Annotated in this window: 24 protein-coding genes; 7 read left to right on the top strand and 17 right to left on the bottom strand. The window is 66.6% G+C overall.

From position 1 onward, the window contains the following. Window positions 1–576 precede the first annotated feature (576 nt). Window positions 577–1,212: an outer membrane protein gene (locus ASE91_RS06955; RefSeq protein WP_056624245.1), complete on the bottom strand. Its 636-nt coding sequence runs from the start codon at window positions 1,210–1,212 to the stop codon at window positions 577–579. A 316-nt stretch (window positions 1,213–1,528) separates the two neighbouring features. Here ASE91_RS06955 and ASE91_RS06950 point away from each other — a divergent pair, with 316 nt between their 5' ends. Further along, entirely contained in the window at window positions 1,529–2,839 is a 1,311-nt protein-coding gene (locus ASE91_RS06950; protein WP_082453871.1) for an NAD(P)/FAD-dependent oxidoreductase, read from the top strand. Between the two features lie 297 nt (window positions 2,840–3,136). Here ASE91_RS06950 and ASE91_RS06945 read toward each other — a convergent pair whose 3' ends face one another. Together ASE91_RS06945 and ASE91_RS06940 are read right to left on the bottom strand one after the other, a co-directional pair. After that, window positions 3,137–3,439, bottom strand: a complete 303-nt coding sequence (locus ASE91_RS06945) for a hypothetical protein (RefSeq protein WP_055995881.1) — start codon at window positions 3,437–3,439, stop codon at window positions 3,137–3,139. Window positions 3,440–3,450: 11 nt separating this feature from the next. Beyond that, window positions 3,451–6,315: a M16 family metallopeptidase gene (locus tag ASE91_RS06940; protein WP_056624242.1), complete on the bottom strand. Its 2,865-nt coding sequence runs from the start codon at window positions 6,313–6,315 to the stop codon at window positions 3,451–3,453. Window positions 6,316–6,500: 185 nt separating this feature from the next. Here ASE91_RS06940 and ASE91_RS19250 point away from each other — a divergent pair, with 185 nt between their 5' ends. Both ASE91_RS19250 and ASE91_RS06935 read left to right on the top strand, forming a co-directional pair. Further along, window positions 6,501–6,656: a hypothetical protein gene (locus tag ASE91_RS19250; RefSeq protein ID WP_156357711.1), complete on the top strand. Its 156-nt coding sequence runs from the start codon at window positions 6,501–6,503 to the stop codon at window positions 6,654–6,656. A gap of 78 nt (window positions 6,657–6,734) precedes the next feature. Continuing rightward, entirely contained in the window at window positions 6,735–7,190 is a 456-nt protein-coding gene (locus tag ASE91_RS06935) for a hypothetical protein (protein WP_156357710.1), read from the top strand. Between the two features lie 3 nt (window positions 7,191–7,193). Here ASE91_RS06935 and ASE91_RS06930 read toward each other — a convergent pair whose 3' ends face one another. Both ASE91_RS06930 and ASE91_RS06925 read right to left on the bottom strand, forming a co-directional pair. After that, window positions 7,194–8,192 (bottom strand): hypothetical protein, encoded by a 999-nt coding sequence (locus ASE91_RS06930; RefSeq protein WP_056624234.1) that lies wholly within the window; start codon window positions 8,190–8,192, stop codon window positions 7,194–7,196. Further along, the gene (locus tag ASE91_RS06925; RefSeq protein ID WP_055995893.1) at window positions 8,189–8,965 is read right to left on the bottom strand and encodes a glycosyltransferase family A protein; all 777 of its coding nucleotides are present in this window, start codon (window positions 8,963–8,965) and stop codon (window positions 8,189–8,191) included. Before ASE91_RS06925 ends, ASE91_RS06930 begins: the two co-directional genes overlap by 4 nt. 77 nt (window positions 8,966–9,042) lie before the next feature. Here ASE91_RS06925 and ASE91_RS06920 point away from each other — a divergent pair, with 77 nt between their 5' ends. Both ASE91_RS06920 and ASE91_RS06915 read left to right on the top strand, forming a co-directional pair. Then, a complete protein-coding gene (locus ASE91_RS06920; protein WP_056624231.1) occupies window positions 9,043–10,098 on the top strand; it encodes a glycosyltransferase in 1,056 nt (351 codons plus the stop codon). After that, the gene (locus tag ASE91_RS06915; protein WP_056624227.1) at window positions 10,095–10,865 is read left to right on the top strand and encodes a glycosyltransferase family 2 protein; all 771 of its coding nucleotides are present in this window, start codon (window positions 10,095–10,097) and stop codon (window positions 10,863–10,865) included. Before ASE91_RS06920 ends, ASE91_RS06915 begins: the two co-directional genes overlap by 4 nt. A 275-nt stretch (window positions 10,866–11,140) precedes the next feature. On the opposite strand, the gene ASE91_RS06910 is transcribed toward ASE91_RS06915, so the two are convergent. From ASE91_RS06910 to ASE91_RS06875, 8 genes are all read right to left on the bottom strand, one after another. After that, window positions 11,141–11,338 carry a sulfurtransferase TusA family protein gene (locus tag ASE91_RS06910; RefSeq protein ID WP_056624224.1) on the bottom strand — a complete coding sequence of 66 codons (198 nt, stop codon included), beginning with the start codon at window positions 11,336–11,338 and terminating at the stop codon, window positions 11,141–11,143. Next, complete coding sequence (gene der, locus ASE91_RS06905) at window positions 11,335–12,708, bottom strand: ribosome biogenesis GTPase Der (protein WP_055995905.1); 1,374 nt, start codon at window positions 12,706–12,708, stop codon at window positions 11,335–11,337. Before der ends, ASE91_RS06910 begins: the two co-directional genes overlap by 4 nt. A gap of 199 nt (window positions 12,709–12,907) precedes the next feature. Further along, window positions 12,908–14,239, bottom strand: coding sequence for an outer membrane protein assembly factor BamB family protein (locus ASE91_RS06900; RefSeq protein ID WP_056624221.1), 1,332 nt, complete (start codon window positions 14,237–14,239; stop codon window positions 12,908–12,910). A gap of 28 nt (window positions 14,240–14,267) precedes the next feature. Next, complete coding sequence (locus tag ASE91_RS06895) at window positions 14,268–14,972, bottom strand: tetratricopeptide repeat protein (RefSeq protein ID WP_056624218.1); 705 nt, start codon at window positions 14,970–14,972, stop codon at window positions 14,268–14,270. Between the two features lie 247 nt (window positions 14,973–15,219). Continuing rightward, complete coding sequence (panB, locus tag ASE91_RS06890; RefSeq protein ID WP_056624215.1) at window positions 15,220–16,080, bottom strand: 3-methyl-2-oxobutanoate hydroxymethyltransferase; 861 nt, start codon at window positions 16,078–16,080, stop codon at window positions 15,220–15,222. Between the two features lie 24 nt (window positions 16,081–16,104). Then, complete coding sequence (locus ASE91_RS06885; protein WP_056624211.1) at window positions 16,105–16,545, bottom strand: hypothetical protein; 441 nt, start codon at window positions 16,543–16,545, stop codon at window positions 16,105–16,107. Between the two features lie 67 nt (window positions 16,546–16,612). Next, window positions 16,613–16,969 carry an ArsC family reductase gene (locus tag ASE91_RS06880; protein ID WP_056624209.1) on the bottom strand — a complete coding sequence of 119 codons (357 nt, stop codon included), beginning with the start codon at window positions 16,967–16,969 and terminating at the stop codon, window positions 16,613–16,615. Between the two features lie 58 nt (window positions 16,970–17,027). Further along, complete coding sequence (locus ASE91_RS06875; RefSeq protein WP_056624205.1) at window positions 17,028–18,776, bottom strand: methyl-accepting chemotaxis protein; 1,749 nt, start codon at window positions 18,774–18,776, stop codon at window positions 17,028–17,030. 192 nt (window positions 18,777–18,968) lie between these two features. On the opposite strand from ASE91_RS06875, the gene ASE91_RS19910 reads away from it, so the two are divergent. Then, the gene (locus tag ASE91_RS19910; RefSeq protein ID WP_055995928.1) at window positions 18,969–19,397 is read left to right on the top strand and encodes a hypothetical protein; all 429 of its coding nucleotides are present in this window, start codon (window positions 18,969–18,971) and stop codon (window positions 19,395–19,397) included. A 9-nt stretch (window positions 19,398–19,406) separates the two neighbouring features. Beyond that, window positions 19,407–20,225: a ferredoxin--NADP reductase gene (locus ASE91_RS06865; protein WP_056624202.1), complete on the top strand. Its 819-nt coding sequence runs from the start codon at window positions 19,407–19,409 to the stop codon at window positions 20,223–20,225. A gap of 98 nt (window positions 20,226–20,323) precedes the next feature. Here the strand turns inward: ASE91_RS06865 and ASE91_RS06860 are convergent, their stop codons facing one another. The 4 genes from ASE91_RS06860 to ASE91_RS06845 form a co-directional block, all read right to left on the bottom strand. Next, window positions 20,324–22,435, bottom strand: coding sequence for a TonB-dependent siderophore receptor (locus ASE91_RS06860; RefSeq protein ID WP_056624199.1), 2,112 nt, complete (start codon window positions 22,433–22,435; stop codon window positions 20,324–20,326). A 78-nt stretch (window positions 22,436–22,513) separates the two neighbouring features. Beyond that, entirely contained in the window at window positions 22,514–22,936 is a 423-nt protein-coding gene (locus tag ASE91_RS06855) for a GNAT family acetyltransferase (protein ID WP_235530367.1), read from the bottom strand. After that, a complete protein-coding gene (locus ASE91_RS06850; protein ID WP_056624192.1) occupies window positions 22,933–23,817 on the bottom strand; it encodes a hypothetical protein in 885 nt (294 codons plus the stop codon). The genes ASE91_RS06855 and ASE91_RS06850 overlap by 4 nt, the downstream gene beginning before the upstream one ends. Before the next feature lie 63 nt (window positions 23,818–23,880). Further along, window positions 23,881–24,492, bottom strand: coding sequence for a hypothetical protein (locus ASE91_RS06845; RefSeq protein WP_056624190.1), 612 nt, complete (start codon window positions 24,490–24,492; stop codon window positions 23,881–23,883). Window positions 24,493–24,535 lie beyond the last annotated feature (43 nt).

The raw sequence follows: 24,535 nt of genomic DNA, 5'->3' as shown, positions 1-24,535 counted from the left end.
ATACGGCTTCCTTCCATTCCAACGAAAGGATCGCACCATCAAACCGTGGGATCAAACACCTAGATCGGTGATTTCACGCGGTGTCAAAAAGCGATCAACGCGATCGGCGACGGCGTTCGCGGCGAATCCTGCCCTCCCCTCCAGCCGATGCGCGATCAAGCGCGGCCGTGGCGGGGTCAGCCCCTCGATCCGAACCGTCACGGCCGGGTGGAATGTCGGGACCGCAGGGCGTCGCCGTCGCCTAGACGCGACCGCTGGTGCAGCGAAGGCTCACCGGCTACGCTGAACGGCTGCTGATACCTGTCCGCGTGGGGCTGGGCGATACCCGTTCCCGCATGCCCCGAAGCGCAACCGAACGCCCGTCGCTCACATTGGCTTGTGAAATAATCCGTTTGCACGGCAATCATGAACAGCAATGCAGTCAGCATCGTCGATCTTACCGGTCAGGTCGATCATGCACCTGGCCAGCAGATACCTCAAAGAAAAAGGCCCCGGACAATAGCCCGGAGCCTTATTCTGTACGCAGATACCGGGGCGGGTCCCGATACGCTGGACCCGCCCGAACCAGTCAGATGCTTAGAAGTGGGTCGTCAGACCCAGCATCGGACGGAAGCTGTGCGCCGAACCGAAGGTCGACACTTCACCGCGCAGGCGGACGCCCGAGTTGCCGGTGATGCCGCCGAGACCGATGTCCTTCGGACCGACTTCGAAACCGGCGCCGTAGGTCATTTCGTGATAGTCGCGGCTGGCGGTGCCGAACCGGTCGAAATTAACCCAGCGATAGCCGACCTTGCCGTAGATCAGGCCCGAGTCACCGGCGCGGAAGCCGAAACGGCCGGCTGCGCCGTAATCCCAATCGATGTCGCCCGACACGCCCTTCGAAACGCTGCCTTCGGCACCGACGAACACCGGGCCCAGCGGCACGTTGAAGCCGACGATACCTTCGACCAGTGCGCCGTTCAGCTTGTCGTTACGCGGAACCTGCGGGATGCCGGCATCGGTACGCTCGGAGTCGAACTGCTCCCAGCCACCCATGACGGCGACATAGGGTTCGAAACCGATGCCATTGGTGCCGTCCGGTGCGGTCACGGCGGGGGCGGGTTCGGTGGTGGTCGTCGTCGTGTCCTGCGTCGTGGTCGACATGTCCTGCGCGAAGGCAGGGACAGCCACGAAAGCGGCAGCGGCTGCAGCGACGGTGAAAAGCTTACGCATACAAAACCTCATCAGCGTTTACGGTCCCGGCATCGAAGTTGTGCCGGTTTGTCCGTGGCCCCTCTGAACCCGGCAGCACCGGCGAGGTTGCATTGCATCGCAACACTGGCGTCATGAAACTGGGATGTGTGGTATAACGGCCACGGTATCTTTCAGCGAGATGAACGAACCATGGCGGCACTGCCCGGACCATGGTGGCAATATGGCGAGGATGGTGCGACGTCGCGGCAACACCCGCAACGATCGCGGACCTGACGGGTTGGTAATCCGGTCGCAGGGTGCGGCCGGACCCGCAAAAATGGCGGATGGAGGCGGTATGCGACCCCAGATCATCATCTTGGGTGCCGGCTTTGGCGGGATCGCCGCGGCACAGGCGCTGCGAGGAACCGACGCCGATGTGACGCTGATCGACCGGACCAACCACCATCTGTTCCAGCCATTGCTGTATCAGGTGGCGGGCGCGGCGCTGTCGCCGGCGGACATCGCAACGGCCAATCGCGCTCTGCTGCGTCGCAATACAAACACGCGCATATTGATGGCGGAGGCATGCGGAGTCGACGCTGCCGCCAACGAACTCTGCCTTGCCGATGGACGGCGAATTCGCTTCGACTACCTGATCCTGGCAACCGGTGCGGGCTACAGCTTCTTCCGGAACGATGGCTGGCGCGACCATGCCTTCGTCCTCAAATCGATCGACGATGCGCTGGCGATCCGGGCAGCATTGCTGGGTGCGTTCGAGCGGGCCGAGCAATGCGACGACCCGGCCGAACTGCGACGCCTGCTGACCTTTGCCGTCGTCGGTGGCGGGCCGACCGGGGTCGAACTGGCCGGCACCATCGCCGAACTGGCGCGCACGACGCTGGCACGCGATTTCAGCCGGGTCGATCCGCGCGCGACGCGGGTGGTGTTGTGCGAGATGGGCGATCATATCCTCGGTGCGTTCGATCCGAAACTGTCGCAGGCGGCCCGTGCGATGCTCGAATCGCTCGGCGTCGAGGTACGGACCGGCGAGAAGGTGCAGGCGATCGACGAACGCGGACTGACGGTCGGCGACCAGCGGATCGATGCGGCGGCGGTGCTATGGGCGGCGGGAACCGAAGCACGCCCGGCGGCCGCATGGCTGTCGGCCGATGCTGCGCGCAACGGTGCGGTGAAGGTGCGGCCGGACTGCTCGGTGCCGGGCCATCCCAACATCTTCGCGATCGGCGATGTCGCCAGCTTCGATACCGGTGACGGCCCCCTGCCCGGCCTCGCGCCCGTCGCCAAGCAGCAGGGGCAGTTCGTCGGCGCGTTGCTGGCGGCGAAGATTGCCGGACGTACGCCGAGCGACACGTTCCGGTATCGCGATTACGGGACGATGGCGGTGATCGGCCGGTCGCGCGCGGTGGCGGAGATTGCCGGGCTGAAGCTGAACGGCTTCATCGCGTGGCTGGCATGGTCGCTGGTCCACCTGATGTTGCTGGTCGATTTCCGCAGCCGCGTATCGGTCTATGTCCACTGGGCGTGGTCGTGGTTCACTTACGGCCGGGGGGCGAGGCTGCTGACCGGCTATGCGCCCGATCCGGGGGATCGCCCGCGCACGGCGGGGTTGCCGGAGATCGAGGCGGAAGCGCGGGCGGCGGAGTAACCGAGACGCTCGTCGTACCCCCGCGCGGGCAAGGGTCCAGACACTGTGACCGGTTGCATGAATGACGGATCAGCCGTACCCCCGCGGAGGCGGGGGTCCAGAGCCAAGGGCGTTCCGCTCCGTTACCCTGGGTCCCCGCCTGCACGGGGATACACCCTGGGCTTAGGGCACAACCAATCGCAAACTGCCTGCCCGCCGTACCTGCGCGGGAATACGGTTTCGGACGCAGACACCACCAAACGCAAACGGCCCGCCCGCATCGAGTGCGGACGGGCCGTTTCCGTTATCGTCGCCCGATCAGCCGGCGCGATTGCCCGCCATCGGGAAGCTGCCGAACGCGCCTGCGCCGACCGTCCCCGAAATGGTGTCGCCCTCGACGGTCGCCTCGCAGTCGAGCGTCATCGGCATCGGCACGACGATCGCGACCTTCCACGACAGCTTGTCGCCATCGACCTTGCCATCGGTGATCTCGGTCGATCCCATCGCCCCGGAATAGCTGCCGGTGAAGCTGCCACCGTCGCTCTTGACGGTCAGCGTCGCCTGCTGGTCGCCCATCGGCGACTTGGTGATCGTGTTCCAGCTGCCATCGACATTCGCCATCTTCGCTCTCCTTACTTTGCCGCGGCGGCCGGAGCGGACGGCGGCGTTGCCGCTACCACCTCCACCGGCAGGCCGAGCGCGTCAAGCTGCGGTCGGACGGTCGCCGCATTGCCGACGACCACGTAAACGAAGCGATTGGGATCGAGTGCCCGCCGTGCCGCAGCGTCAAGCTGCGGGATGGTGAGCGCACGATATTTTTGCGGCAGGGTCGCCTGATAATTGTCGGGTCGGCCGAGGAAGTCGTTGGACTGCATCGCCCCGAGCACCGCACCTGCCGTTTCGTAGGTACCGGCAAGCTGACGGGTTTCGCCGTCGATCGACCGCTGGAACTCGACCCGGGTAACGCCCTGCTTGCCGAGGAAGCCGCTGATCTGTTCGCGCAGCGACGCGATCGCCGGACCGGTCTTGTCGGCCTGCACCGGTGCGTTGATGACATAGGGCACGGCATTCTGCATCAGGCGATAGCCACCGCCCGCGCCATAGGACCAGTGCTTCGCTTCGCGCAGGTCCATGTTGATCCGGCTGAGGAAGCCTGAACCGAGCACGGTGTTGGCGGTGGTGGCCGCCAGCGTGTCGGTCTTTGCCTCAAGGGGCGTCATCTGCGCCGCGACGATCAGCGATTGCGGCGAATCGGGGCGGTCGATCAGCACGATCTTGGGCGTCGTCACCGCTCGCAGCGGCGGGAAGGCCTTGGTCCCCGCCGGGCCGGTCGCGCGCCAGTCGCCAAGACCGGCGTTGAGCGCGGCCTGCACCTCGGCCAGCGGACGGTCGGACACGACGAAGACCTTCGCCTTGTCCGGCCGCAGCCACGCACCGCGCCATGCCATCAGATCGCCGCGGGTTAGCGACGCGACCGCCGCCGGATCACCGACGCCCGCCGCCAGCTTCGCATAAGGCGAATCCGCGCCGTAGAGCAGCGGCGGCAGGGCCATGTCGGCCAGCCCCTGCGGATTGGTCCGCTGCTGGCCGATCTGCGCCAGCACCTGACCGCGCACCCGCTCGATTTCCGCCGGATCGAACGCCGGATTGCGCAGCACATCGGCGAACAGCAGCGCCGAACTGTTCAGATTGGCGCTGGGCGTCGAGAAGCCGATCGTCGTCTGGTCGGCCGAATTGCCGCCATAGATCGACATGCCGAGCGTTTCCTTTACCTCGGCCAGCGCGATCGAATTGCGGGTGGTGGTGCCTTCGTCGAGCACCGCCATCGTCATGCCGGCAGTGCCGAGTTTGCCCGGCACGTCGGCGGCGATCCCGGCGTCGAAGGCCAACGACACCTGTGTGACCGGAACGGCGGTGCGCTGGGCGTAGACCAGTTCCATACCGTTGGCGAGGCGGCTGCGCGTTACGGTGGGGAACTGCAACTGGCCGCCGGCATCGGGCACGGCGGGCATCGCGCCGCGCGTACCCTTTGCCGGACCTTCGGCCGGAGCGGGTGCGCTGTTGTCGGCGACCTTGGGAACCGCCTTCGCCTCTTCATAGCCTTCTCGGGCACCGGGAACGACGACCAGCGTATAGGCCGGGCGCAACATCCACTTTTGCGCGGCGGCACGGGCACGGTCCGGCGTCATCGTCGCCAGCGCGGTCAGCTCCTTCTTATAGAAGCCCGGATCGTTCGAGTAGAGCTGCCCCTGCGCCAGCGCGACCGCCTTGCCGCCGAAGCCGCCGACCGACTCGAGACCGGAAATGGTGCCCGACACGTTGGTGGTGGCGACGCGCGCCACCTCGTCGGCGGTCGGGCCGGTGCGCAGATAGTCGGCGATGATCTGGTCCAGCTTCGCCTCGACCAGCTTCGCATCGACGCCGGGGCGGACCACCGCGCGGACGACGATCATCCCGGCCTGCGACAGCGACTGGACACCGGCCGACACCTGCACCGCCAGCTTGTCGCGCTTGACCAGTTCATTGTCGAGCCGCGACGAGGCAAGCCCGCCGAGCGCGGTCATCGCCACGTCGAGCGCGGGCGCTTCGGGATCGTTCAGGCCCGGCACCGGCCAGACCTTCATGATCATCGTCGCGGCGACGCGGTCCTTCATCTCCTCGCGCACCGGCGCGGCGAGCGTCGGCACGTCGATCCTGGGCAGGACCGATTCCGGCCCCTTCGGAATCGCACCGAAATATTTCTCGACCAGCGGACGAGCCGTCCTGGCGTCGATATCGCCCGCCAGCACCAGCACGGCATTGTTCGGACCGTAATGGCCACGGAACCAGTTCTTCACGTCGTCGAGGCTGGCGGCGTCGAGATCGGCCATCGAACCGATCACCGAATGACGATAGGGATGGCCGACCGGGAAGATACCCTCGGTCATCTTGTAGCGGACGAGGCCGTAGGGCTGGTTGTCGCCCTGCCGCTTTTCGTTCTGCACCACGCCGCGCTGTTCATCGAGCACGCCCTGCGTCACCGCGCCGAGCAGATAGCCCATACGGTCGGATTCGAGGAACAGCGCACGGTCGAGCGCCGGCTTCGGCACCGTTTCGAAATAATTGGTGCGGTCGTAGCTGGTGGTACCGTTCAGGTCGGTCGCACCGATCGAGCGCAGCGGGTCGAAGAAATCGCCCGGTGCGTTTTCCGAACCGTTGAACATCAGATGTTCGAACAAATGCGCGAACCCGGTCTTCCCCGCCGGCTCATGCTTCGACCCGACGTCGTACCATACCGACACCGCGACGATCGGTGCCTTGCGATCGGTGTGGGTGATGACGGTCAGGCCGTTGGGCAGCGTGAATTTTTCGTACGGAATGTTCACCGGCGCGACCAGTGCGGACAACGGCGCGGCCTTGATCGGCGCGGGCGCGGCGGCGGCGGTGGACTGGGCAAACGCACTGGGCCCGACAAGCGCCGTGGACGCGAGCAGGACGGACGCGACGGTACGAAACATGAAACCCCCCAACATTATCGATAAACGGAATGACGGTGTATGGGGTGGTTTTGTGTCGTGCAAGCGGCATCACGTTGCCGGTCGCCCTCTCCATTTTTACGCGCATGTAACTTATGATGTCTTGGGAGCGATCGCGCGGTTTGGCGGTTCTCATCCCGCGATCCGTGATTATGTTGCAACGCGCAATGACCATTCCATTCGAAACGCTTCGCACGACGCTGCCATGGGCCGACAAGGTCGACCGCCTGCTGGCGATCGGTTGGGAAGATATCGGCGGGCTTGTCCTGGCCATGGGGGGCATCGCCTTTCTTACTGCGGTCGGAGCGTTGCGATCACGGTGACCTTTCGCGCGGCAATTGCCGGCGCGTCGCGACATTTTGGCGGACATGTCTTGGTCCCGGTAGAAAGGTAAGTGCTTCATGATCCGAGCGATGACGGCCCTGCTGGGAGGGGCGCTGCTGGCCGCGTGCGGAACGTCGGGGAACAGCGTGCCGTCGACGAACGCGACGGAGCAGGTGGACCTGCGGCATCTGGTCGAGACGGAGATCGCTGGCAACGGGATCGAACGCTATCCGCTGGAGGGCACGGTGATCCCGACGCCATCGGATAAACAGTCGCGCTATGAGCTGTTGCGTCAGCGCAAGACCGCCGTCGGCACGATGATCGCGATCCTGCGCCAGCAGCGCGGCGACCGGTTCGTTTATGCCCGCACCGAAGTGGATTGTGACCGCAACCTGTTCCATGTCGTGGGGGTCGCCGATACGCGTGCGCATGTCGAAACCAACGTCGCCCATGACGGGCCATTGCGCCCGACCGCCGGGCTGCCGCTTCGGCAGGAACTGTCGCGCTTCATCTGCCAGCGGGCGCAGGCATAACGGCTATTCGCCCGCCGGCGGCACCGCCGGCGTGGCGATCTCCGCTTCGAACGCCGGATCGGGATCGGCCACGGGCAGGGTTCCGCGCCGGCGTTCGAAGCTGGTCAGCAGGAAGAACAGCAGGTTGCTGCCCTGCGTCAGCGCCCCGCCCGCCAGCAGCAATCCCGCCATCGCCGCGCGTGGGCCGTCGATGATGTGGCTCATTTCCAATGCCGCCGACAGGAACAGCAGGTCGCGATTGGGCACGATCGGCAGGCGGCTGATGACCATCTGTACGGTCAGGAAGGTGATCCACACGCCCCACGACTGATCGGGCAGCACCACCGCCCATTGCGTCGCCTGCAGCAGCACGACGATGAGGATACGGGCGACATGGATCGCCAACACGGTTCCGGCGACACGCCACGACACCGACAGGATCTGGCTCCGCAACCGCAACAGCAACGGCGTCAGGAACGCCGCGACCAGCAGCCCGGCAAGGATCACGCCCCCCGCCGAATGGAGCCAGTCGGCGATCCATTTCGCGCGACCGGTCGCCATGAAGATGATGAGCAATCCCGAGGTGATCGCCGCCGATGCCAGCGCGGACAGAATCGCATTGTCCTTGATCGCCAGCAGCAGCGTCCTCGACGCGATGCCGAGCCGCTGGCGTGCCCAGACGAACAAATAGAGTTCACCCGAATAGCCGACGAACGCCGAGTTGAAGACCCGCTTGCGCACGAATACCGGCAACGCCCCCGGCAGGGGTCGTCCGAGCAGGCGGCGGAAGATCCCGACCTCCGACACCGGCAGCGCCATGAACATCACGACGAACAGGATGTAGAACCACGGTGTGCGCGGCAGGGCGGCGGCGACGTTGCTCCACCCGATCGCGCGGACCTTCAGCACCAGCCACAACAGCACGCCAACGAAGAACAGCGCGCGGAACACCTTGCCTGCCCAGGCGGCGGCCGGGGTCTGCGACCATAGGTGCAGCCGCTGTCCGTGTTCGGCGAGGGTCAAGCGAACACTCCCGCCGCCCGCGAATCGGCGACGAACGTCTCGAACGCGGCGCGGGTCTCGGGATCGAGCCGGAAGCGCGAATGACGCCACGTGCCGCCGGGAAGCAGCGAACGCAGCGCATATTCGATCGCGGCGGCGGGCGTGTTGCGGACCCGGCGTTCGAAATGGGTCCGCTCCCAAGTGTTCGATCCGTGGAAGGCGCGAACGAACAGGCCGGGCGCGTCGAGCACGCCGATACGGTCGATCGGCCAAGCCCCAAGAAAGTCGGTATCCTCGCCGCGCCGTTTTTCGGGATAGCGTGCCAGCGGATCGGCGCGGTGGACGATGCTGCCGGGGACGCCCGGCTCCAGCGTGCCGACATAGGGGTGATCGAACCAGCCGGGCGCGTCGAGATGCATCAACGTGCCGCGCAGGACGCAGGCATCCTTGCCCTGTTCGAGCACCGCGACCTGACGCGCGAGCCGGTCGGGGTGATACCAGTCGTCATCGTCCCACTGTGCGACGATCAACCCGCGCGCGAGGTCGAGCGTGCGGTTGCGCAGACGTCCGAGCGTCGTCTCCGGCGTCTTGGCGACGCGGTCGTAGATCAGCCGGTCGGCGGGGATGTCGGCGAACAGCGGCGTATAATCCTGATCGCCGTCATCGACGACGACCAGTTCGCGGTTCGCCCAGCGTTGCCGCAGGAAACAGTCGACCGCCCGCCGTGCCAGCGCGGCACGGTTCGCGGTCACCATCACGCAGCTTACCCGCGCGCCGTCATCCGACCAGTTCATCGCCAGCGCCTTAGCCGCAGCATGCGCACTCGACAATCGGGTGGCGCTGTCGACCCCGCACTGGTAGCCGAACGGCGATGCGGATCATCTTCGTCCTGACCTATCCCAGCCATCACGGCGTCGCGGATACCGCCGAATGGCTCCGCTGGGACAATCGCGACAAGCGGATGCCGGGCATCCTGACCGAACTGGGCGTCGAGAGCGAGCTATGGGCACTGGCCCCCGCATCCCTCACTACCGTTGCGGCGCTGGACGGGGTCGCGCCCTACCCGATCCGGCTGTTCGCGCCGTCGAACCCGACGGCCAGGACGCGTGATCAGGTGAGCGATACGATGGTCGCGGCGGCGCGCACCGATCCGGCCGATCTGTTCGTGCTGGTCGGCAGCAATGGCGGGGCGGGGTTCGACCTGTTCGACCGGGTGCTGCGGCCCGATCGGCGGCGGTTCGCGGTCATCATCGGCGGCGATTACTGGAGCCGGATCGTGCCTGATGCCGCGTTCGTCTTTCCCGAAACATCGGTACAGGAGGCGAAGCTGACCCATCCCGGCTGGCGTTTCTGGCGGCGGTCGGTGCCGGCGGCACGGATGCAGCGGCTGCCCAAGACGATCGACACCGATCGCTTCGCGCCCATGGCGGCCGGGAAGCGGTTCGACGTGATCGCGACCAGCCGGTTGAGCCCGTACAAGAAGTTCGACGAGATCGCGGCGCTGGCCGAGACCATGCGGGTGGCGGTGATCGGCGACGGACCGCAGGCGGCGGAACTGCGCGCACGCTTTCCGAAGGTCGCATGGCTGGGGCACGTTCCCAACGGGCAGGTGCCGGCGATGCTGGCGCAGGCGCAGCTGTTCTTCCATGCCGGACGCCGCGACTATTTCCCGCGCGCCATTCCGGAGGCGATGGCGTGCGGTCTGCCGGTAGTGGCGTTCGACGACCGGATCGGAGCGGATGTCATTCCCGAGACGTGCGGGCTGCTGGTTCGGGACAATGACTATCGCGACAAGGTCGCTGCCCTGCTGGCCGACCCGGCGGCGGTCGAGGCGATGGGTGCGGCGGCGCGGGCACATGCGGTCGCGACGCACGGGCCGCGATCGTCGGAGGCGGCGTGTCGGACGCTGATCGAGGTCGCGGCGTGACGCGCTGGACGTTCGTCATCGCCTATTACAACGAAGTCGATTTCCTGCCGGCGACGCTGGCGGCGCTGGCAGGACAGACGGTGCCGTTTCGGCTGGTACTGGTCGATAACGGGTCGACCGACGGATCGGATGCGGTCGCGCGCGGGTTCGCCATGCCGGGGATCGAGGTCATCCATCGGTCCGAAGCGCGGCCGGGCAAGATCCACGCGCTGGAAACGGCGATGGCCGAATTGACCACCGAATTCTGTGCGTTCGGCGATGCCGATACCGATTACCCGCCGCACTATCTGGCCGAGGCCGAACGGGCGTTCGATGCCGACCGGCACGTCGTGGCGGTGATGGCGCTGGGCGTCGATGCGTCGGGGCAGCCGTTGCGGCGGGCGCTCTATTCGGGGATCGTGACGCGGCTGCTATCGAAGCAGACGCATACCGGTGGGTACGGACAGGCGTTTCGGACGCAGGCGCTGGTGGAGGCGGGCGGCTTTTCGGAAGCGCTCTGGCCCTATGTCCTGCTCGACCACGAGGTCATGCAGCGCGTCGCGAAGCTCGGCCGGGTGGTCTATCCCTTCCGCTTCTGGGCAACGCCGTCGCCGCGTCGGTCGGACCGGCGGCGGGTGCGGTGGACGCTGGCCGAGCGGGTCCTGTATCATGCGACGCCGTTTGCGGCGAAGGACTGGTATTTCTACCGGTTCCTCGGGCCGCGGTTGAAGGCGCGGGGGATCACGCATCTGAATTTGCGGGATAAACCCTGGGAAGCGCAGCCGTAGCGGTTTCAAAGGTCACAAAAGTCACACTTGCGAGCGTTTTGTGGTGTCGTGAGATCGTGGCTTTGCGGGCGACGGCTTCGGCGGTGAGAAAGGACGCCGAAGGGTATGGCATGGTAAGACGGTTGTAGGACAGAGTCGTTTCTCGTCACCCGGGATCGCCCTCACCCTTCCCACCCGGCTGCGCCGGACGGGCCCCTTCTCTCTCCCGGTGGGAGAGGGAGGAAGCCGCGCAAGGGTCAGGGTGACGGGTCGGTGGGCGTGATGAGCCGCAGGCGTTACCGCTCTATTCGGAACAAGCCTTCGCGCACGACCTCCAGCCGCGCCCCGACCGCGCTCGCCGCGCTGGTCAGTTCACCGGCTGCCCTTGGGTCGTCGGCTTGGATCTCCACCATCGTCGCCCCGTCGCGCAGCGCCTTGGCCAGCCGGATGGCGGGCCAGGGGCAGCGCATGCCGCGGGCGTCGATATGGGTCACTTGCTGTGGTCGAAGGGGTTTTTCGGGGCGCGCATGTTCAACCGGACCGGGACCGCGCCGAAGCCGAATTCCTTGCGGATGCCGTTGATAAGATAGCGTTTATAGCTTTCGGGCAGCTGATCGACGCGGGTGCCGAACAGGACGAAGCTGGGCGGACGGATGTTGTTCTGCGTGATGTAGCGCATCTTGATGCGCTTGCCGCCGGGGGCGGGCGGCGGGTTGGCCTCCAGCGCGCGGTCGAACCAGCGGTTGAGCTGGCCGGTCGACACGCGGCGGCCCCATGCCTCGCGCGTTTCGAACGCGGCCTGCATCAGTACGTCGAGCCCCTTGCCGGTCGCGGCCGACACGGTCAGCAGCGGTACGCCGCGCGCCTGCGCTAGCCCTTCGTCGAGCGCGCCCTTCACGCCGTTGAACAGCGAAGAGGCATGTTCGGCGATGTCCCATTTGTTGAGCGCGATCACCAGCGCGCGGCCCTCTTGCAGCACGCGGTCGGCGATCTTGATGTCCTGCAGTTCGAGGCCACGCGTGCCGTCGAGCAGCAGCACGACGACCTCGGCAAAGTCGATCGCATGCAGCGCGTCGGCGACGGAGAGCTTTTCGAGCTTTTCCTGAACTCGCGCCTTCTTGCGCATCCCCGCCGTGTCGATCAGCCGGACCGGCCGGACGCGGCCATCGGGGGCGGTCCATTCCCAGTCAACCGCGATCGAATCGCGGGTGATGCCGGCTTCGGGACCGGTAATCAGACGGTCTTCGCCGACGAACCGGTTGATGAGCGTCGACTTGCCGGCATTCGGGCGACCGACGATCGCAAGTTTCAGGACGGCGGTTTCAGGGTCGAACTCGCCTTCATCCTCGGGCTCCGGCTCGTCCTCGCGTTCGACATAGGGGCGCAGCGCGTCGAACAGGTCGGCGACGCCCTCGCCATGTTCGGCCGACATCTGCACCGGATCGCCAAAGCCCAGCGCCAGCGATTCGAGCACGCCGTTCTCGCCCGCGCGACCCTCCGCCTTGTTGGCGACCAGCACGACCGTGCCGTCGGCCGAGCGCAGCCAGCGGGCGATTTCCTCGTCCAGCGGGGTGATGCCGGCGCGGGCGTCGATCATGAACAGCGCGACATCGGCCATTTCGACCGCCGCCTGCGTCTGCATCCGCATCCGCCCCGGCAGGGTCGCGGCGTCCTCATCCTCGAACCCCGCCGTGTCGACGATGGTGAAGTCGAGGCCGAGCAACGACGCCTCCCCCTCGCGCCTGTCGCGGGTCACGCCCGGCTGATCGTCGACCAGCGCCAGCCGCTTGCCGACCAGCCGGTTGAACAGCGTCGACTTGCCGACATTGGGACGGCCGATGATGGCGACGACGGGTAAAGGCATGGGAATTCCTGGGGTGCGGGGTTGCCGCGATAGTAGGGAAATTGGGTCGGGGGGTCGAGGGTGTGGTCGATACAGCCCGACCGTCATTCCGGCGAAGGCCGGAATCCACGGATGGGGTGACGATATCGCATGATCGCCAGCACCCGACACAATGGATTCCGGCCTTCGCCGGAATGACGATTGAGGACGATGGTCGGGCTTACTTCCAGGCGGTCAGCTGCCCCGCATCGTCGAGCAGGTAGAGCGTGCCGTTGGCGACGATCGGCGACAGCGAATAACCGGCCTTCGACCGGGTATCCTGCGTCGTGGTGATGCTGCCATCGGCGGTCGAGACCGACACCAGCTGCCCCTGCGTATTGGCGAGGAGCAGGCGGTTGCCGGCGAGGATCGGGCCGACCCAGCCGATCGGGTTCTTGCGCTTCTTGAGGTTGCGGAAGCCGGGCAGCTGCTGGACCCAGCGCAGCTTGCCGCTGCCGCGCGAGATGCACAGCAGGCGGGCATCGTCGGTGACGACGAAAATCCATTCGCCCGCGACCCATGGCGTCGAGATGCCGGCGAGATTCTGTTCCCACAACCGCTGGCCGGACGTCAGTTCGAGCGCGACCATGCGCCCGCCCTGCCCGACCGCATAGACGCGGCCATTGTCGATCACCGGTTCGGCATCGATATCGGCCAGTGCCGACACCGAGGTCGAGGCCGAGGTGCGCGACAGGCTGTCGCCCCAGACCGACCGGCCGTTTTCGTAGCGATAGGCGTTCAGTTCGCCCGACGAGAAGCCGGCGACGACGGTACCCTGAGCCGAGGCCGGGGCGGCGACGCCGAACACGCCCTGCGATTCGAGGCTGCCCGACTGGGTCCAGACGACCTTGCCATCGGTCTGGTCGAGCGCGAACAACTGGTTATCCTGGCTGACGACATAGACCTGTCCGTTGGTGACGGTCGGTGCGCCGCGCAACGGGCCGCCGGGCTTGGCGCGCCACACTTCCTTGCCATCGGCGGTGTCGAAGGCGACGACATCGCCAAGGCCATCGGTGGCGAAGGCGCGGTTGCCGTCGACCGACACGCCGCCGCCGAAGCGCGCGCGGCGGTTTTCGTCGCCCTTGACGGTGGGGGCGGTCCACACGGTCGCGCCGGTATCAGCGGTCATCGCCGTCACGAGGCCGTTGACGTCGATCACGTACAGCCGGCCATCGGCGACGACCGGCGCGGCGGCAAGGCGCGTACGGGTATCGCCGCCCTCGATCCGCACCGACCAGCGCTGGCTGAGCGTATCGGCCAGCGCGACATGGCCCATCGACTTCGACGGATTGCCGCCGGGCTGCGCCCAGTTGGCGTTGGTTTCGGCGAGCGGCAACACGACCTGAAGATTGGCGAGCGCCGGATCGACCTCCGCCAGATTTTCCGATGCGAGGATCGGCACGCGCTGGCCGACGATCGGGGTGCGCGCCGGGCCCTTGCCCTTCAAGGCGCCGCAACCGCCCAGCAGCGCCAACGCCGCGACCGCCGCCGAGAGTTTGAGATGGGTCTTCATCGAAGGGGTTCCGGAAACTGGAGAAGCGTTATTGCGCGGCGGTCTGGTTGGCCGACGCATCGACCGCGTCGACACCCAGCGACCCGGCCATCTGCACCGCCCGCCCGCGCACCGATTGCGGCACGCCATCGGTCTGCGCGATCAGGGCAAAGGTCTGGCCCGCCTGTTGCAGGTTGTTCTGGCGGAGATAGGCGACCGCCACCATCTCGCCCGCGCTGCCGAGCCACGGGCTGCCCTTGTCGGCGAGGCCGCGCAGCCGGTCGATGACCTGTTGCGGTTGCAGGCTGTCATATTCGACCGCGGTCTGGCGGACGAGCGCCATGTCGCGGAACGGCTGTGCCAGCGAGTCGTCGGCGGCGACCTTGCCAAAGGCGGCGGCCGCCCCCTTCAGGTCGTTCTTGGAGAGTAGCAAGTCGGCCTGCGTCAGCAGCGCGGTGGCGCGGACGGCGTCGCGATCGGACGTCGTCAGCTTCGCGACCTCGGCCGTGCCCTGCGCGACGCGGCCCTGTGCGATCTCGTCGAGCGCGGTGGCGAGCTTCTCCCCCTGTTCGGCGGCGAGGCTGTTCTGATGATGCTGCCACCAGGTCCAGCCGCCGAACGCCGCCAGCGCCGCCAGCACCGCGACGATGATCCACAGGCCGTAGCGGCGACCGATCGCGGTCATCTGCTCGCGACGCATTTCGTCATCGACTTCGCGGATGAAGGCATCGTTGTTCTGCGGGGTCAACGCCAAGGGAACAGCTCCAGAGGATGGGTCAAGCGCGCTCCTTTAGCCGAGCGTCGGCGGAAACGAAAGCGAATGGTCGTAGGGGTGGTGCCGGGGGGAGACCATGGCGGAGGGCGGGTGTTCAGGGGATGAACGGGGGCCTCCTTCGTCACCCCGTGCTTGACCGGGGGTCCCGCTTCCTCATCACGGCCGAGAGAAAGAAGAAGCGGGACCCCGGGTCAAGCCCGGGGTGACGGTTGGGTTGGGGTGCCGCTCAGTCCTTCGGCGCGTAGAGCTGGTCCGGTCCCGGAAAGACTCGCGAGCGGACGTCGTCGGCATAGGTCTGCACCGCTGTCGAAATGCGGCCGGCGATGTCGTCGAACGTCTTCACGAAGCGCGGGGTGCGTTCGAAGAAGCCGAGCATATCCTCGGCGACCAGCACCTGTCCGTCGCACTGCGCCGACGCGCCGATGCCGATCGTCGGCACCGTAATACGGTGGGTGATGTCGATCGCGATCGGTTCGACCACCCCCTCGATCACCACCGCGAAGGCCCCCGCCTCGGCGACGGCGACGGCATCGGCGACGATCTTCGCCGCTTCCTCCGGACTGCGGCCGCGTGCGCCATAGCCGCCGAGCTGGTTCACCGCCTGTGGCGTCAGGCCGACATGGCCCATCACCGGAATCCCGCGCTGCGACAGGAAGGCGACGGTGTCGGCCATCGCCGTGCCGCCCTCCAGCTTCACCGCCGCCGCGCCGGTCGCCTTGAGCAGCATCGCCGCGCTTTCGAATGCCTGTTGCGGACTGGCTTCATAGCTGCCGAAGGGGAGATCGATCACGACCAGCGCATGATAGCTGCCGCGCACGACCGCCGCGCCATGCGCCGCCATCATGTCGAGCGTGACCGGCACGGTCGACGGCAGCCCGTAGATCACCTGCCCCAGGCTGTCGCCGACCAGCAGCATGTCGCACCCCGCGTCCATCAGCTGCGCCATGCGCACGGTATAGGCGGTCAGCATCACCAGCGGGGTCTTGCCCTTGGCGGCGCGGATCGCGGGGATGGTCAGCCGCTTCATCGGCGCGGGGGTCGGCGTCGCGCGGCTGGTCGCGGTGTCGATGGTGAAGGTCGTGGACATGGCGAGCGTCCTAGCGGAACGGCCCTAGCGAAGCCACCCACGGGCGTCGGCATGGCGCGCGACCGCCAGCTGGGCCAGCGCGATGGCGAAGATCACCAGCGGAAACGGCACGACCGCCGCCGCGCCCTTGACCGCGATCAGATCGGTCGCGGCAAAGACCCAGCCGAACTGCACCGCGACCGCCAACAGCGACAGCGCGAGGAAAACGCTCGCGATCCGGCGCCGAAGCATCAGCGCGATCCCGCCGAGCAACCCGCCCCAGGTGGCGATGGCATAGATCCAGACGAACCAGCCGGGCAACGCGAGGAAAAAGCCGCGTTCATAGTCGGGCAACGCCGCCAGCTGCGCCGGCCCGGTCGTCGCATGGCCGTAAAAGGCGAAAACACCCGCCGCACCCCATAACGTCATCAGCAAGGCGACGACGCGAAACCAGAGCGGCGGCAAACGAAAAAGGGTTTCAGCCATGTCTCTCCCACAGGCAAATCGCTGCGGTATCGCCATCGGCCCCCGAGCAGCTGCAATCGTAGCGCAATCAGTTCGCCGAGAGCAATCGTCCGGCGTAGCGATCGGGTTTGAAACCGACCTCGATCCAGTCGTCCGCGACCAGCACCGGCCGGCGGATCATCGACGGTTGCGCCAGCATCAGGTCGATGGCGCGGTCGGCGGTCAGATCGGCCTTGTCGGCATCGGGCAGCTTGCGGAACGTCGTGCCCGACCGGTTGAGCAGCGCTTCCCACCCCAGCGCCACGACCCAGCGTTCGAGCGTCGCGCGGTCGATGCCGGCTTTCTTATAGTCATGGAACCGATGCGCGATGCCCTGCCCGTCGAGCCAGACGCGGGCCTTCTTCATCGTGTCGCAATTGGGGATGCCGTACAGCGTCAGGGTCACGGGTCGCCTCTTCGAAGGGTTGGCGTTCGCGTCTAGAGTGGCGACGCGCTGCCGTCGATCACGCCACCGCGCGCAGGATGCGGGGCTGGTCGCGGCCGGCGGTTTCCGCGACACTGAACCGGGCGACGTGGCGGGTGAGCGCTTCGGCTTCGCTGGCGAGGCTGCGCGCGGCGGCGGTGGCTTCCTCGACCATCGCGGCGTTCTGCTGCGTGACCGCGTCCATCTCGCTGACGGCGATGTTGACCTGTTGCAGCCCGGAGGATTGTTCGTCGGCCCCGCGGGCGATCGTCGCGACCAGATCGGCGATCTCGGCGATGCGCGCGACGATGCGTTCGAGCGCGCTGCCGGTCTGCCCGACCAGCGTGACGCCGATCTCGACCTGGCTGCCGCTGGCATGGATGCGCGACTTGACGTCGTTGGCGGCGTCGGCCGAACGCTGGGCCAGCGCGCGGACTTCGGAGGCGACGACTGCGAAGCCCTTGCCCGCATCGCCGGCGCGCGCGGCCTCGACGCCGGCGTTGAGGGCGAGCAGATTGGTCTGGAAGGCGATGCCGTCGATGACCGAGATGATTTCCGAAATCTCGTCCGATGCGCGCTTGATACCGCTCATCGCCGTCACCGCCTCGCGCACGATGCGAACGCCGTCCTCGGCATCGCCGCGAGTCGCGCTCATGGTCGTATTGGCCTGTGCCGCCCCCGCTGCCGTGCGCCGAACCGTGGCCGTGATCTGGTCGAGCGCGGCGGCGGTTTCCTCAAGGCTGGCCGCCTGTTGTTCGGTACGGCGCGACAGGTCGTCGGACGCGCTGCTGATCTCGGTCGCGCCGGTGCGGATGCCGCCCGCCGAGCGCGTGACCGAGCGCATCGCGTCGGCGACCGACGCCATCGCCGAGTCGAAATCGCTGCCGATCTTGACGAAGGTACCCGACAATTTGCCGCCGATCCGGGTGTCGAGCCGGCCATGGGCCAGCGCGTCGAGCCCCGATCCGACCGTCGCGACCACGCGCTGCTGCTCGGCCTCGCGATCGGCGGCGACGATCGCCGCGTCGCGGAATGTTTCGAGCGCGGCGGCCATTTCGCCCACCTCATCGATGCGGTCGCGGCCGGGAATCGGAGTCGCGGTGTCGCCGGCCGCAAGCGCGCGCATCCGGGCCGACAGTGCCTCGACCGGTTGCGAGATCGAGCGGCCGATGCGGAAGGCGACGAAGGCGACGACCAGCAGCACGGCCAGCGCGAGGGCGCTCTGATACAGCGCCGCGCTCCATACCGCCGCGTTGACGCTGTCGAGATACACACCCGAGCCGATCACCCAGCCCCATGGCTTGAACCCGGCGACATAGGACAGCTTCGGTTCGTCATGCGACTTGTCGGGGGTCTTCCACATATAGCGGACGAAGCCCTCACCCCGGGCCTTCACGACATTCGCCATCTCGACGAAATGTGCCTTGCCGGTGGCGTCGCGGTTGTTGGTCAGGTCGGTATTGTCGAGTTCGGGCTTGGTCGGGTGCATCAGCATCGTCGGATGCAGATCGTTGACCCAGAAATACTCTTTCCCTTCGTACCGCATGTCCTTCAGCGTCGACAGCGCGGCCCGCTGTGCCTCGGCACGGCTCATCCGCCCGGCCAGTTCGGCGTTATGATAATAGGCGACGACCGACCGCGCGGTTTCGACGACCTGTCGTGTATTGCGCTCGATATCGGCGTGCATGATCGCCGACATGCGAAACAGACTGATACACAGCAGCGCGACAAGTCCGATCGCCGCCATTGCACCGATCAAGTTGACGCGACCCCGGACCTTCAACTTCATTGCACCGCCCTTTTCCCTCGTCGGGGCACGATGCGCCGAATTGCTGAATATCTTCTTTACAGGTCGCCGATCCCGTCCGCGCGTCGCCCCTTCGGCCGATTGCGACAAAGTGCCGGTCCGCTGCACGACAGCCATTGACGACCGCAAACCCTGCCGATAGCGTCTGCGAATGAGTATCAATAGCGAGGCTCTATGTACGATCTGATCGACCGGCCGGTATCGATATTGTCGAACGGCGACCGCTTCCTGCTCGAAGCGATCCGGCTTTGGGTGGCGGCGCGCAGTGCGTGCCAGAACCCGTCCGCACTGCTGGCGGCACGCTTTGCACAGGCGGGCGCGCTCGACGCGCTGGGCGATTTCGACGCGTGGATGACGCAGTTGTCGGGCCATGCCCGCGTACCGATCCAGATCAACTGTAAATGCGGGCTTGTGACCGATGATGAATCGGTTCTCTTGACCTTGGCGCGCGATCTCGTAACGGGTCGCGATGCGAAGGCACGGACCACGCTTTCGCTGCTGGTCGCCGACGGGGCGATCGCACCAACCTTTTGCGCGCTGGCCCGGACAGCGGCGATGCTCGGCCAGATCGGGCTGCCGCCGGGGACCAGCGTCAAGACGTAAGGATTATCGATGACCGACCGCACCGCCGTCGTCCACGGCCTCGAACCCACCAACGCGCTCAGCGTCGAGCGCGTGCGTTCGGTGCGTCACTGGAACGAGCATCTGTTCAGCTTCACGATCACCCGCCCGGCGAGCTTCCGCTTCCGTTCGGGCGAATTCGTGATGATCGGCCTGCCCGGCGACAACGGCAAGCCGTTGCTGCGCGCCTATTCGATCGCCAGCCCGGCCTATGCCGAGGAGCTGGAGTTCCTGTCGATCAAGGTGCAGGACGGCCCGCTGACCAGCAGGCTGCAACAGATCGTGCCGGGCGACGAAGTCTATCTGGGCAAGAAGCCGACCGGCACGCTGGTCACCGACGCGCTGAAGCCCGGCAGCCGCCTGTTCATGCTGTCGACCGGTACCGGCCTTGCCCCGTTCCTGTCGCTGATCCGCGACCCCGACGTGTATGAGATGTATTCGTCGATCGTCGTCGTCCATTCGGTGCGCCGCGTGTCCGACCTCGCCTTCCGCACGACGATGGAGGCGAACCTTGCCGGCGATCCGCTGGTCGAGGATCAGGCGGCGCAGCAGTTCACCTATGTTCCGACGGTGACGCGCGAGGAATTCCACACCACCGGCCGCATCGACGCGCTGGTCGAGAACGGGACGCTGTTCAGCGCCCGCATCGGGGGGGCGCAGGCGTTCGACCCGGCGACCGACCGCATCATGCTGTGCGGATCGACCGAGATGATCCGCGACTTTTCGGAATATCTGGAAGGTCTGGGGTTCGAGGAAGGGTCGAACGCGAAGCCCGGCGACTATGTGATCGAACGCGCGTTCGTGGGCTGACCGTTTGATACTCCGTTTGGTTCGAACAGCTTCGAACCAAACGGCAAGATGACAAACGGGACGAAGGGAGGGGGCGGCACCACCGCCCCCTTTCCGCGTCAGTAGCTGACCCGGATCGTTCCCAGCACCGTCCGCGGCGCGTTGAAGAACCCCTGATCGAAGTTGATCGCGTTCAGCACCTTCGCATCGTTGACGTTGCGGACATTGGCGCTGAGTGAGACGCGATCGGTCAGATCGTAACGCGCGAGCAGGTCGAACGTGGCATAGCCATCCTGCGTGATCCGGATCGGCGTGGTGGTGTTCGGCACCAATGCACCCGGTTCGAGGTAGATGCGACTCTGATACTGACCCGATGCGCCCAGCTTCAGCGCCGGCAGCATCGTCGGCGACCACACGATATTGAGCCGCCCGGTATTGCGCGGCACGAACGTGCGCACCGCCTGGTCGTCGTCGCCGCGCACCCGCATCACCGTGTATCCGCCGGTGGCCTGCACGCCCGGCGCGACCTGTCCGCTGAATTCGAACTCGATCCCCTGCGACTTGGCATTGACGCCGCGATAGAGCGTCTGACCGATCGTCGCGTCGAAGCCCGCCGCCTCGGCAGTATTCTTTTGCCGTGCCTGAAACACCGCGATGCTGGCGTTCAGCCGGCCGCCGAGCCATTCGCCCTTCAGCCCGGCTTCCAGATTGTCGCCCTCGATCGGGTCGAGCAACCGGCGGTTCGCGTCGACCTGGGTCTGCGGATTGAAGATCGTCGCGAAGCTGGCATAGGCGCTGATATTGCTCGCCAGATCGAACGTCGCCCCGACGAACGGCAGGAAGCGCGCCCGGTCATAATCGGTCGGCGCGCCATAGGAGATGCCTTCGCTGAACGCGCGGGTCGCGTTGGCGCCGACCATCACCTTGACCCGCTCGGCCGGGTTCAGCCGGATCAGGCCGTACACCGTTTCGCGCCGCTGCCGGGTCGCAAGGCTGGGGTCATACGCGGTCGGGAAATTCGGTTCGGGGAAACTGCCGTCGAACGCCGTCGCCAGCGGCAGCGAAAGATTGATGGCGGCGGTATCGTAGCTCGACCCCTGCTCATAGGCTTGCGCGCTGCGGTTCATGCCGAACATCACGTCATGCGTCCGGCCGAACAGCGTCGCCGTGCCGGCCAGATGCGCGTCGATGGTCAGGTTGCGGGTTTCGGCGCGAAATGCCCCCGGATAGCTGAGGATGCCAAGGCCGGTCGCGCGATCGGGATTGCCAAAGACGTAGAACAGACGGTCGTCCTCGCTGATCGCCCGGCGCAGGACGCTGAGCTTGGCCGTCCAGTCGCCGAAGCGATGGGTCACGTCGCCGAAGATCTGGCGGTCGGTGACGTTCCACTGCGCCCAATCGGGACCGGTGTTGGTCGAGCGGGCATGGTCGATGCGGGTGCCGTCGGTGTAATAGAGCGGCAGCGATCCCCACATCGCCCCGCGCGTGCCGTGATCCTGATGGCCGTATCCGGCGCTGACCACCGTATCGGGGCCGAGATCGGCCTCGACGATCCCATAGCCGGTCCAGCGGCGCAGATGGTAGCGATCGAGATAGCTGTCGCTGTCGACGAACGCGCCGACCGCGCGCGCCCGCACATTGCCTTCCCGGGTCAGCGGCACGCTGACATCGGCGTCGAGGCGCAGCGCATCGAACGATCCGTACTGGACGCTGGCCGATGCCTTCAGATCGCGGGTCGGGCGCTTGCGGACGAAGTTGATGACCGCCGACGGGTTGCCGGTCGACGACAACAAGCCGGGCGCGCCGCGCACGACCTCGATCCGGTCGTAGATCGCGGTATCGACCGATCCGGTCTGCACTTCGAAGGCGAAGGGCAGGCCGATGCCGTCGATCTGGAACGTCTGGATATCGAAGCCGCGCGCCGAATAATAGAAGCGGTCGGTTTCCTGCGCCTGCACCGTCACGCCGGGGACGGTCGTCAGCAGCGCGTTGGCGTCGTTCAGCTGAAAGTCGTCGATCTGGGCCCGCGTCACCACGCTAACCGACTGCGGCGTCTCACGCTGGCTGAGCGACAGGCGGGTGGCGGTGGTCTGCGCCTTGACCGCATAGTCGGCGCTGCCCTCGGTCCGCTGGCCGGTGACGACGATATCGTCACCACGCTGCGGATCCTCGGTCGGCGGCACTTCCGGAACGGCGGTGGCGGCGGCGAGAAGGATGGCGAAAGCGGACATACGAAGCGATTCCCTGAATGTTTCGCGCCGGGTACGCCGCCATACCTGCTTTTGCAAGTGACTATCAGTAGCTGAAGATCAGGTCGATCCGTCCGCCGTCAGGAAGCGGCCGAGAACGATGACGTCCTGCCGCGTCAGCCCTATCGCATGGTAAAAGCCGAGGGCGGCGTCGTTGTCGCTGCGGACCATCAACTGGAGCTTCGGCGTGCCCGCGTCGCGCAGCCAGTCCTCCGCTGCGGTGAACAACGCGCGGCCGATGCCCTGCCCCTGACGATCGGGCGCGACCGCAAGGTAATAGAGCCAGCCACGATGCCCGTCGTGGCCGACCATGACGCTCCCGATCGTGTGGCCTTCCTCGCGGGCGAGCAGGATCGTCGACGTCGCACCCGACAGCGCCCGCGCGACATCGGCATGGGGGTCGTTCCATGGCCGGGTCAGCCCGCACGACTGCCACAATGCGACCACCCGGTCGGCATCGTCGGCGATGGCGGGCGCAATCACCGGGCGATGCAGGTGCTGCCCGCCCATAAAGCGGTGACATTGTCCCTGGCGTCATAGGTGCCCGACAGGCCGCCGCTGGTGAATTCGCGGCCAAGGCTGGTTTCCTCGACCGGCGCGTCGATCGACGAATCGACCGTCGCCCGCTTCGCGCCGATGCCGACGCCGCTCATCGTCGTTAGCCCACGCCCGCGCGCCGACCAACCCACGAAGCGACCTTCCTGAAAATAGACGGCGATCTTCGGATAGGTGGCGATGTCGAGCGGGCCTTCGCCGCATGTCTCGTTGCGCGATCGTTCGGGCAGGCTCTGGGTCGCCGCTTCGACCACACGCAACACGATCTCGCTGGGGCTGCCGAAGGGGAGCGCGCGGCTGCTGGCCCCGGCGACGGTTTGCAGGCCGTCGGGGGCGAGGTTTAGCGCGATCGCGTTGCGCGCCGCTGCCTCCGCCCCGGCCGGCGCATCGCAGCGGACTCGGCGGACCGGTCCACCGTCCGCCATCATGTCGAGCGTACCCCCCTCGCCCAGCGCCAGCCGGTAGCGGCGCTGTTCGGTGATGCCACCACGGTCGCCGACGATATCGATATCGACCGCCCCGGCATCGGCGAGGGTGATGCCGCGCACCGGCAGCTCGCGGTCGCCCATCGTGATCGCGTTCGCCGCGACGACCAGCCGGTTAGCCCCGGCGGGATCGGCGGCACAGGCGGCACCGTAGCTGTCCCATATCCCGACGAACCGGGTCGGGATCGTCACCAGCGTTTCGGGGGTGGGCGACGGCATCGGCAGGATCGGATCGTCCTGCGTCAGATTGACCGACGCATCGGGTTCATCGGCCTGTCCGCATGCCGCCAGCAACGCCAGCATCCCGATCGTCCACCGCCGCATCGCTTGACTCCCGTACCTTTTGGTTCGGCAGGACTGCCGGATTTGCCAGCGCGACGAAAGGGGTCAGCGCGGCGACGGCGCCGATCCGACCGCCACGACCGGCGGCGTGAACGATGCGAAATAGGCCTTGGCCGGCAATTCGATTACCGTCACTCGTCCGGCATTGGCGCGTTCGAGCGACTGGGTGAAGGAGCGCGGCTTCTTCATCAGTTTCCGGTCCTCGACCACGGTCAGGCCCGATCGACGCGCGGCTTCGGCGACGAAATGGACGCAGTTGCGGCGGTTCAGGTTATAGTGCGAATCGCCGTTTTCGCCCCATTCGTCGATCAGCGACCGGACGGCGGCATATTGCGCATCGCTCAGCACGACCGAGAAATGCGCGTTGCTGCGGTCGATATAGGATGGTTTGGGGCGGTCGATCCGCCCGCCGACCGATCCGGTCAACAATGCAGGGGTGATCGCCTTGGCAGTAAAGCCATAGGTGCCATCGGCTGCCGGCCCGCCAGCATCGGGCGTGCCCGAAAAGCTGAAGAACGCATGCGGAAAGCTCTGCCCGAATTCCTGCGACCAGAAGGTGATCGTCACCGCCGCGTGCGCCGGGACGACGGCCTGCACCGCCAGCAGCAGCGCCGCGATGACCCGCAGCACGGGTCGGAACCACCGATCGGTCGTCATGCCCCCTTGCATACCGAACGCGGCGTGCCGGCACCAGCCGACA

Origin of the sequence: Sphingomonas sp. Leaf62 (assembly GCF_001421915.1) — a bacterium.
Taxonomy (GTDB): domain Bacteria; phylum Pseudomonadota; class Alphaproteobacteria; order Sphingomonadales; family Sphingomonadaceae; genus Sphingomonas.
The sequence above is the reverse complement of the archived record's forward strand: the minus strand, read 5'-3'. Positions and strand labels throughout refer to the sequence as shown.